This is a genomic window from Streptomyces sp. NPDC059668 (genome assembly GCF_042734135.1).
Classification (GTDB): Bacteria; Actinomycetota; Actinomycetes; order Streptomycetales; family Streptomycetaceae; genus Streptomyces.
In genome coordinates this window covers 539571-549073 of sequence record NZ_JBHWEL010000001.1, presented here as the reverse complement: position 1 = coordinate 549073, position 9503 = coordinate 539571, and the positions used below count along the sequence as shown (strand labels likewise).

Here is a 9503-nt window from a genome sequence, read left to right as displayed (position 1 = left end):
TATATATTATATATATTTTATATATTATATATTTTATTGTTATTTCGTGTTTTCGTCACTGGGGCGGCGGCGGGGGGGGCCCCCGCGCCCCCCCCCCCGCCCCTGGGTCAGAGGGCTGCTTCAGTACCTGCGACAGCTGCGGCTCCGAGCCCCGCAGACAGCACAGTGCAACCTGTAATCCCTGCCCCGATCGATGCGCCGAGTGTCGGAGCAGCACCTGCGACTGCTGCCGCGCCACAGAGCGCCTCGGTTCCGAGCCCTACGAGAATCCCGACCTTGGCGGCAAACGCACCATTGGTATCACCGCTCATGATCTTCTGCGTAAGGGACGCCCATTCGAGGCCCCCCGACACGTCAGGGAAGCTGAAGAGCCCTGCCGGGTCGATGCGGTTGACGGGGTCGCCTTCGGCGTAGAGGTAGGGGTTCTGTTCCTGGCCGGAGGGGTCGGGCTGGGTGAAGCGGCCGATGTTGGCGTCGTAGTAGCGGGCCTGGAGGTGGTACAGGCCGGTGGGGTCCTGGTAGTTGCCCGCGAAGCGGTAGGGCTGCGCGACGGGTTCGGAGGACTGGGCCAGGATGCGCACCCCGCGGGGGCTGTAGGTGTAGGAGTCGACCTTGTTGCCGTCGACGTCGGCCAGGGCGACGACCGAACCGAGCGCGTCGGTCAGGTAGAAGTACGTCTTTCCCCCGGTCGTCATGGAATTCAAGGTGCCCCCGGGTTCCCGGTTGAATCCCATGTCCGCACCGGCCGTGGTCTTTGCGGACAGGCCGAGCGGCCCGTTGTGGAAAAACGTGTCGCCGAGCTTGATGCGCTCGCTCTGGTCGGTGGAACCGTACTGGCCCGCGTACGTTGCGCCGTTGACCGTGATCGAGGACATCTGGGAGTGGTCGGTCCACGTCTCGCCGGTGCGGGTGTAGTCGGGGGTCGAGTCGGCGGCGGTCTCGTTGCCGATCTTGTCGTAGGACCAGGTGCCGGTGGAGGTGGACTTACCGGTCATCTGCTGCGCGTCGTTGATCGTGTACGTCGTGCCGCGCGGGCAGCCCGGGTCGGTGCCCTGGGAGGTGAGGTTGCCGGCAAGGTCGTAGCAGTACTGCCAGGAGTCTGCGATCGTGCCGTTCTGCTCTTCCTTGGCGTAGGAGAAGCGTCCCGCGCTGTCGTAGCTGTAGGTCCGCTTGAGCCCGGAGACGTTGTCGGTGGAGGTGCGGATCTTGCTGCCGTCCGTGGCGGCGTTGGTGCCGTAGCCGTAGGTGTACGCGAGGTCGACCAGCGTGCCCTGCGGCGAGGTCGCCTTGATGGTCTTGGGACGGTTGGACTTGTCCGGGTCGACCTTCTGCACCGTGCCGCCGGGGTAGGTGGTGGTGGTGCGGACGTCGTTGTTGTTGTAGTCGTAGGTCGTGCTCCGGCCTTGCTGGTCCTTGAGCCGGCTGAGCTTGTTGACCTCGTTCCAGGTGTAGTCGATCGTGCCGGACGGGTCGGTGTAGTAGTCGACGTTGCCCGCCGGTGTGTAGGCGAGCAGTGTCTGCGAACCGTCCTGCAGCGTGCGCAGCGTCTCGCGCTGGAGTGGATCGAACTGGTAGGTGATGGTGCCGGTGCCGTCGGTGCGCTGGCGGAGGTTGCCGTCACCGTCGTACCAGTATTCGACGCGCGCCTTGTTGGTCGTATCCACGACGCGGATACGGTCGCGGTTGTCGTAGGTGTAGGTGACGGTCACGCCGCGGGCGTCGGTGACGGTCTTCGTGCGGCCGGCGGCGTCGTAGGTGTAGGTGGTCTTGGCCAGCGGGGCGGGCGGGGTGACGGTGTCGAGGTTGCCCTGGGCGTCGTAGTGGAAGTCGGTGGTGACCGTCTTCGTCGAGGACATCTTCGTCTGCTGCTTGCAGCGCTGGCCCTCGAAGCCGCCACAGGTCGGGGTCGACTTGTTGTACGTGTAGGTGACGCTGCCGCCACCGGTGCCGGTCTGGGCCACCGACGTGGTGTTGCCGACCGTGTCGTAGCCGAAGTCCGTCTTCTCCCCGTCAGCGTTGGTGGAGTCCTTGGGGACGTCACCGCCCGCGATGGTCTGCCAGTGGTTCGTGGTGGTGCCGCCGGTGGGCTGGGTCACGGTGTCGAGGTTGTTGCGGGAGTTGAAGCCGTAGTCGACGACGTTGCCAGGTGTGGAGCCCGAGCCCATCGCGTCGGTGGCGGTGTCGATGTTGTGGTTGGCGTCGAACTTCGTGGAGCGCTTGTGGCCCTTGGCGTCGGTGACGTCGGTGACCTGTCCGTCATCGTCGTGCTGGTACGTGGTGGAGTGGAGTTCGGGGTCCTTGGTCGTCGTCGTACCCGCGGCCGTGGCAGACGGGGAGCTGTAGCTGTAGGTCCATGTCGGGCCTGTGTCGGCGGAACCGTTGAACCCCGTCGCCCGCAGCATGGAGGTGATGCGGTTGACGTCGTCGTAGGTGAAGGCGGTGATGCGGCCCTCGGCTGTGGTGATCTTGTTGATGCGGGCCGAGGTGTCGTAGCCGAAGGTGACCGTCTTGCCCTCGGTGTCCGTGGTGCCGGTCAGGTTGCCGGTCGCGTCCAGGGTGTAGGAGGCGGTGCGGCCGGCGTTGTCCTTGGCCTGCCAGAGCGTGGCGCTGGCCTTGGTCAGGTCGATCCAGCGTCCCGAGCGGGTCTCGGTCAGCTTGAATCCGCCGCCGGTGTGCTGGGTGACCGTGATGGTGCCGTGGTTGCGGTCGGTGACCTTCGTCAGCTTCCCGCTCGTGTCGTAGGTCTCCGTGGACCCCGACTTCCACTGGGTGAGCGTGAAGGTGTTGTCGCTGTTCTTCTTCAGGTCCTGCGAGTAGCCCGTCGGCGTGGTGTAGGAACCGTCGGTGTTCTTCTTGAAGCGGACGGTCGCGCCGGAAGCGTCGTAGAGGATCGCTTCGCCGGAGGAGAGCGACAGGTAGCGCTCGTACTGCTGCCACCAGCGCTGCGAGACACTTCCGAAGGGCGCGTCCAGCGAGTTGTAGGTCCGTGCCAGGCGCAGATGCTGTCCCACACCGGCGATGTCGAAGTCGGTGCCGGTGAGCATCAGGTCACCGGTCGAGTAGTCGATCTTCGCTGTCAGCGCGTCGGTGATCGCGAAACTGGTGGTGCGGTGCCAGGGCACATCGCCCTGTCCCTCGGGCACAAGGTTCATGATCGACGCATCAGCCACCGGAGCGGCGGTCTTCGCCTTGCCCGAGACCAAAGCCTTGGCACGGGCGCGCTGTTCGCGCAGCCACGGCAGATACGCCGCGTCGGACGGAGTCCTCGACTGCTCCGACTTCACCGGCCGGTTCGCGCCGACCTTCACCGCGGGCATCGTGAGGTGCGGGCTGTGATTACCCCACACCGAGCCGCCCTTGCCATCAGCGGCGGCAGCGGTCGCCGCCGGCAGGACAGCCGCGGCGAGAGCGGCAATCGTCACGACAACTACAACGGATGATCTTTTACTGGCACGCCGGAACGGCATGCCGGGAGCACGCGTGTGCACATTCCCCCCACAGGAATCAGGTCACAGCGGCCCCACCGGCCGCCGAACCCCCGCACGCTGTCACAGCATTCGCACAAAAGTCCGGACCGTTCCCGCGAAGTCTGTGATCACACGGTCAATATCAGGTCATCCTGGATCCGGGTTGCGCAGTGGCCAGTCGAGGGGTGTTCACGGAGCCGAGCGGCCGGGAGACACACGCCGCAGGAGATCGTCACCCGCAAGGGATGACTGAAAAGGTCAGGTGATCTGCCACCTGTGTTGTCCGCCTATGGAACAAAACACTTCAGGCACATGACATGAGACGCGGGCAACCGGTCCTGCTGTCACCAGCGGAAGCGTCCCGTCCCGCGGGCTGGACGGCCTACGGCCGCGGGAAGATTGCAACTGCCGAACGCACTCTCCACCGCTCTGCGGGCCGCACGATCACAGCAGTACCTCCTTCGGCGAGAGCTTCCCGCCTCACCCCTTGGTGAGGCTCAGCATCCGGAGGACACCACCGGGTGCCGGCGACTTCCCGTCCCGGCCCGGCCGCCGGGCCGACGGCGGGGGCGGCGCGGCGGGTCCGGCCGCCGCGCAATCGGACCGAGCGCGCCCCGAACCCCGGCCGCGGCCGTACCGCCCATCCCGCCCGTTCCTTACTCTTTCACTCCAGCCAGGGGACATGGGCAGAGCGGCCGCAACGGGAATGTCAGCACCCCGACCACGGCGAAACCGCGTGGTGACCTGCACGAACACGGAGACGGCCCGTCGGGTCGCGCAACAGTAGGCGCAACCCCTGTCGCAATCTCCAGCGCAACAGCCAGGCGCCATCCTTGCCGCAACCCCGTGCTCCTAGTCGACCGAGGCGCGGGTCACGCGGCCCGGGCAGCTCCCCGGGCGCGAGCCAGCTGGCGCAACTCGGAGCGCGCCGCCGGCACCGAGGGCGCGGTCTCCCAATAGGAGTGCCACCACAGCCGTACGGACAGGACCAGCAGGCGGCGTCGCAGGGCGGTGGTGTCGCGAGGAAGGGCGGCGAGCGCGTTGTAGGTGGCGTTCCAGGCCGCTTGCGTCTGTACCAGGTCGTCGGGAAAGTCGGGCGCATCCATATCGCCATTAGATCACTTGTTCGAATTACATGTCACTTCGGACTCGCCCATCCCTGGCGCGACAGATCGGGTGCGGACCAGCATGGTCGGCCTGACAGTCGGGTCCCGGACGCCTTGCGAGGAAGCGCCCCCTTGTGGTCGGCGTCGGCTATACCCGTACAGGCTGCTCGGCAGACACGACAACCAGCAACTCCTGCGGCACATCGGGCGCACCACCACTCGCCCGGGCCGCCGACGCCGCAGTGGCCCGGGCCCTTCACCGAGGCGCAAGCCGGGTGCCCGTGCACGCGATGGCGGTTCCCACCGGGGTGGAGCAGTCCGGACAGCCTGAACGTCACCCTGGTCGAACCCGAACTGGTGGTTGAGATCTACGCCAACATCGCCTGCAACGGGGCCGGCCGGTGGCGGCATCCTGCTCGCTGGCACCGTGTCGAGCGGATCTGACAAGCAGCGATGCCCTTCTGGTCGGTGAGGGGGAGATTTCCGCTAACTGGTGCGGAGCTCAGGCGGCCCGTGGGGGCCGAGATGAACGTCGTCCGGCGTGCCTCCGGCTCAACAGGCGCGGTAGAAGGTGAGGTTCGCGCAGTGGCGTGCTTGGCGGAGGAGTGGCGTCGGCTCGGGTGTCGGGGGGCTAGGGTCGTTTCGGTGACGTGTTGGGCCAGTTGAGGGGATGCCCGTGGCAGAGCTTGTCCGTCGGCAGCACGTGGATGCCTACGTGGGGTACCACGCTTTCGGGCTGCAGGAGAGCGACGACGCAGACCTGCCGGTCCCGTTCCCGGACGACTTCGACTTCGGCGTCTTTCTCGGGGCCCATCCCGGGCGGCTGGACATCACCAGCGGCGGCCACACGCACACCGCCGCTGTCAGCGTGGAAGTGTGGGACGGCCCCCCGCCCGGACAGGACCCGGCGGACTGGGACGAGCAGGCCGAGGCCGATTTCGAGTCCACCAGCGGTGAGGTCGCCGTGTGGTCCATGCATACGGGCCGCAGCGACGACCTCGTCAAGCTGGCCGACTCCGGCGGCTCGTGGCGGGTGCATGTCAGCTGCGTCGGTCGCGCCGCCGCGGCGGCTCTGTCAGAGGGCGAGGGCACCGGGACGGGTGTCGAACGGTACCTGGTGCAGTTCTGGCCCGCCCGGCCGTGAACTCGACCCGGCGGGCAGCGGGCCGGGGGCACGGACCCTCTGCCGTCCTGGTGGGCCCGGTTCAGACGATGATCTTCACGATGAGGCCGTCGTCGAGTCCGTCGATGATGCGCTCTTTGCCGTAGAAGCTCTTCAGGATGAGTCCACCTGCCTGGTTGTCATCCTTCGCGATCGGCTTCGCGGAGAAGTTGAACTTGATCGCTTCTGGGTCGTAGTAGTTTTCCGCGGCGCCCTCGTAGGTACTCGCGAAGGGGTACTCGTCGCACTCCTTCGTGCCGCCGTTGGTGTAGTTGGCCCCCCAGTAGCGCTTGCACTGTTTGACCGCCGCCGCACGGTTCTTGTCGGCGCGGGCAGCGCTCACCGTCCGGTGCAGCGGGTCGGCGGCTGCCTGCCCGGGCACCTTCTTCGCAGACATGTACGGTTTGGTGTCCTGCGGGACGAGGAACGCCTGCCTGATGTGCTGGGCCTCGGCGCGTTCTTCGGCTCCGGCCTTGGCACTCAGGGTGAGCGTCGACAGGTAGCTGAAGGTGGCCGCGCCCTTCTTGGCAGGGTTGCCGCCGCCGGTGGAGTTGGCCAGGTACTTCGCCGCGTCCCAGCGCGGCGCCAGCATGAATATGTTGCCCTTGAGATCACCGGTCAGTGTGGCGTTGGGTGGCGGCGTGATGGCGATCGAGGGCTGGTAGACGGCGAACACCAGATCGCTCGTGCCGCTGCCCTGGCCCGGCTTGGCGTTGACCGTGTCGTTGAAGGTGCGCTGCGCGGAGAGTTCGGTGAACGTCTTCGTCCCGGGCATGTGGCCACCGCGGGTGTACTGGACGCCGGAAGGCCAGCTCTGGGGTATGCCGGCCTTCGTCGTGACCTTCATGGCGGCCACTTCGGTCTCGCCTTGGGCCACCATCTCGGTGAAGTAGTACTGGAAGTTGATCGTGCGGCTGTTCTTGGCGATGGTTCCCACCACGCGGACGTTGAACTGGCTCACGCCGACAGGTTCCCGGTTGGCGACCCAGGTCTGGACGAACGAGGCTCCTGAACAGACCGCGAACCGGGACTTCAGGAAGAAGTTCGTGGTGCTGCCCAGGCCCCTTTTGCATTCGTCGAACGTCATGGTCCGTGACGGCTCCGGTGCCGCGATCTGCGCGCTCGCCCCAACGAGCCCCGGCCGGCCCGGCGCAGCGGGTGCAGCAGCGGACGCATGGCGTGTCAGCGGCGCGTACGAGCGGGCGGGACCTACGGTCTCCTGCGCCGTCCGGACACCCGGCTCCGCGGCCTGGGCGAGGTCATGCAGGCGTTCCATGCCGCGTCCGCTCTGCAGTTCCTCGAGCGATGGTGCCGCTGTCCCTGCCGGCAACACGTAGGAATCCACCTGCAGATCCGCAGGACTATCGCCTCTCGCCACAGCGGGCGCCGCCGCGCACAGCAGCACGGCACTCGTCATCATCGTCAGCGCCCGTCTGCGGACGCTGCGGAGCAAGACCCCGTTCACAGTTGAACCCCCGAGCTCAAGCGGTGCCGGACCTCACGTCCGAACACCTGGTCGGGAAAAGATCTATCGAACAGGCGACCGCAACACGCACCGCCTCGCCGGGATGGCGCAATGAGGACGTCCTGTTGTCCGAGATCACGAGCCCTGTCGTCGAGGCCCAGTACCGGTCCGCAGCGGAGGCCGCGTTATTCCCGGGACCCTCAGCGGCTCCGCCCCGGGCCCTACCGGACTCGCCTGGGTCGAGGCAGTCGCTCTGCTCGTCTGCGCGCCGGCGGCCTGCTGCGGTGGGTCTCGCACGGCGCCAGGCGTAGCCCGGTGGGGTGAACTGGGCGGTACGGGAGAACCTGCCGGCCGTGACTGTGCGTCGTGCCGGGTGTGGAAGCGATCAACGAAGTACACGTAGCGGAGTCAGGTCTGGTCGTGGTCGACGTGGCTGCCGCGGACGACCGGACCGCCTTCGCCTTCCAGACGGCTCTGGCCGCGATGTGGGCGGCGACCTCTGTGGAACGCACGACTCGCGCTCCCGGGCAGCCGGGGGTGCGGCTGCGCTGCTACCTCGACATGCGCCAGCGCCTCAGTCCCTGACTGGCCTCGTCTGCTGACATCTTGCCGCCCGGCCAGGATCATCCCGGCCTGTGCGGCCGAGACGCTCGCTGCCGGGCCACAGCTTCAGATCGGCCCGCGACCCCCGGCTGGCAGCTGAGCCTGGTGAATACTTCCTGACACTTGCCAAAATCTCAACAAACGCCGATAAAGTCGTGCCGCAACTCGCACCATTTCAAGGGGGATTCCTTGTTCACACGTCTTGCCGCCTCGGCCGTCGCGGTCGCTGTCGCCGGCCTCGTCTTCAGCGCACCGGCCGCCTCCGCAGCGGCCGCACTGCCGGCCACCAACACCGCACACCACTGCGTCCACCACACGACCGGACTGTGCGGCTGGACCCACCACCAAAGGCCCAGGAACAAGACCGAGACCGCGAAGTGCAAGGACGCCTCCCTGTCCTACTCGAGGCACTCCCAGGGCACCTGCTCCCACCACCACGGCGTCAGGTACTGGTTCAAGTAGGCCCAGCAGGATGGACAGGCTGCGCGCTCCATACAGGGAGCGCGCAGCCTTTTTGCATCCACTGATCTGCCGGTCAGTGGCCGGCTCCCCATCTACACTATGCGGGCCCCTCCAGGACAGCTCAGTTACGGGACTGCCCTTAGCCGAGGATCAGAGCGGCCAGGCGGGGAAGCCGACGACTCATCTCGACGTCGTCATCGAAGTCGAAATCCTCCCCCATATCAACCGCAGGCCCGTTCTCTGGATCCACCTTGCGGAAGCCACGCCAGGCTTCGTAGAAGGCGTCTGCATCACCCGCAATCCGTTCGAAAGCCCCGCTGGCCGCATAGTTCACGTCCTCATAGAACAGAACCTCGTCATGGACTCCCGCAGCCTGAATCACATCAGGATGCCCGGCGAGGCTGTCGGGGGCGGCGGCCACCCGCTCGTACCACTGGCGCCCCAGGGCGATCACACCAGCGCGGAAGTCCATGAAACTGTCGTCGGAGCAACCGGCCCCGATGAGATACGCAGCCGCCCAAACGTCCCAGCGATACAGGGCGTTGTGCACCTCATCGAAGCGTTGGGCGTACTCCAAAATCTCTTGACGCGGTCTATCCGCGAGCTGGTTGACGAGAACCTCGTCAAACGGCTTCCCGGTTGACGCCGCCCCAGCCTGCGCGGCTTCTATGACGTTCCAGAAGGTGTCGATGTCCATGACCGCGCACTCTTCCATGCCCCTACGACAACAGATCGTGTCCGCCCCCGCTGTTCACGGAACTCCGGTCGGAGCCAGATTCGCTCCTGGAGAGGCGATGAGGCGGAGAGGATGCGGAAGCGAACTTGGGCCGAGGCTGAGATCGAGTGCCTGCGCCTGCTAGCTGAGGAAGAGCGCGGATACCACGCAATGCTGCTCGGCACGCACCGCTCCCCCCGAGACGTCATTCCGAAACCGAGGAGCTTGGCCTCCATGACTCCTGAGGAGGCGTGCGACGCCAAGATCAGGATGCTTGAGAGCCTGCTTGAAGCGAACCTGGTGGACAACGAGCAATACCGGGAAGTGATGGAGAGCATCTTGTAGGGGGCCGCACCGGAAGCGAAGCCGCGCGCTCTTCCGCCGGCCCGTCCGCGACGAGACCCCCGCAACGACGGAGATCCCTTTGCGGACACCACCTGGAACGAACTCCTTGAAGAGCTGAAGACGAGAAACGACATGGCGCCATCGTGGGGGGGGGGGGGGGGGCGGACCCCCGGCCGCC

At 66.4% G+C, this 9503-nt stretch carries 7 protein-coding genes; 3 read left to right on the top strand and 4 right to left on the bottom strand.

Annotation, left to right across the window (positions count from 1 at the left end):
* Positions 1-107: 107 nt before the first annotated feature.
* Together ACFV2J_RS02430 and ACFV2J_RS02425 are read right to left on the bottom strand one after the other, a co-directional pair.
* A complete protein-coding gene (locus tag ACFV2J_RS02430) occupies positions 108-3467 on the bottom strand; it encodes an RHS repeat-associated core domain-containing protein (RefSeq protein ID WP_385096290.1) in 3360 nt (1119 codons plus the stop codon).
* Between the two features lie 872 nt (positions 3468-4339).
* On the bottom strand, positions 4340-4573 hold the full coding sequence (locus ACFV2J_RS02425; protein ID WP_385098341.1) for a hypothetical protein: 234 nt from the start codon (positions 4571-4573) through the stop codon (positions 4340-4342).
* 676 nt (positions 4574-5249) lie between these two features.
* Here ACFV2J_RS02425 and ACFV2J_RS02420 point away from each other — a divergent pair.
* Positions 5250-5717 carry a hypothetical protein gene (locus tag ACFV2J_RS02420; RefSeq protein WP_385437009.1) on the top strand — a complete coding sequence of 156 codons (468 nt, stop codon included), beginning with the start codon at positions 5250-5252 and terminating at the stop codon, positions 5715-5717.
* Between the two features lie 61 nt (positions 5718-5778).
* Here ACFV2J_RS02420 and ACFV2J_RS02415 read toward each other — a convergent pair whose 3' ends face one another.
* Positions 5779-7080: a hypothetical protein gene (locus ACFV2J_RS02415; protein ID WP_385097904.1), complete on the bottom strand. Its 1302-nt coding sequence runs from the start codon at positions 7078-7080 to the stop codon at positions 5779-5781.
* A 486-nt stretch (positions 7081-7566) separates the two neighbouring features.
* Here ACFV2J_RS02415 and ACFV2J_RS02410 point away from each other — a divergent pair, with 486 nt between their 5' ends.
* The gene (locus tag ACFV2J_RS02410; protein ID WP_385437007.1) at positions 7567-7785 is read left to right on the top strand and encodes a DUF6207 family protein; all 219 of its coding nucleotides are present in this window, start codon (positions 7567-7569) and stop codon (positions 7783-7785) included.
* A gap of 207 nt (positions 7786-7992) precedes the next feature.
* The gene (locus ACFV2J_RS02405) at positions 7993-8265 is read left to right on the top strand and encodes a DUF3761 domain-containing protein (RefSeq protein WP_385437005.1); all 273 of its coding nucleotides are present in this window, start codon (positions 7993-7995) and stop codon (positions 8263-8265) included.
* Positions 8266-8404: 139 nt separating this feature from the next.
* Here the strand turns inward: ACFV2J_RS02405 and ACFV2J_RS02400 are convergent, their stop codons facing one another.
* Positions 8405-8962, bottom strand: a complete 558-nt coding sequence (locus tag ACFV2J_RS02400; protein WP_385098468.1) for a DUF4240 domain-containing protein — start codon at positions 8960-8962, stop codon at positions 8405-8407.
* Positions 8963-9503 lie beyond the last annotated feature (541 nt).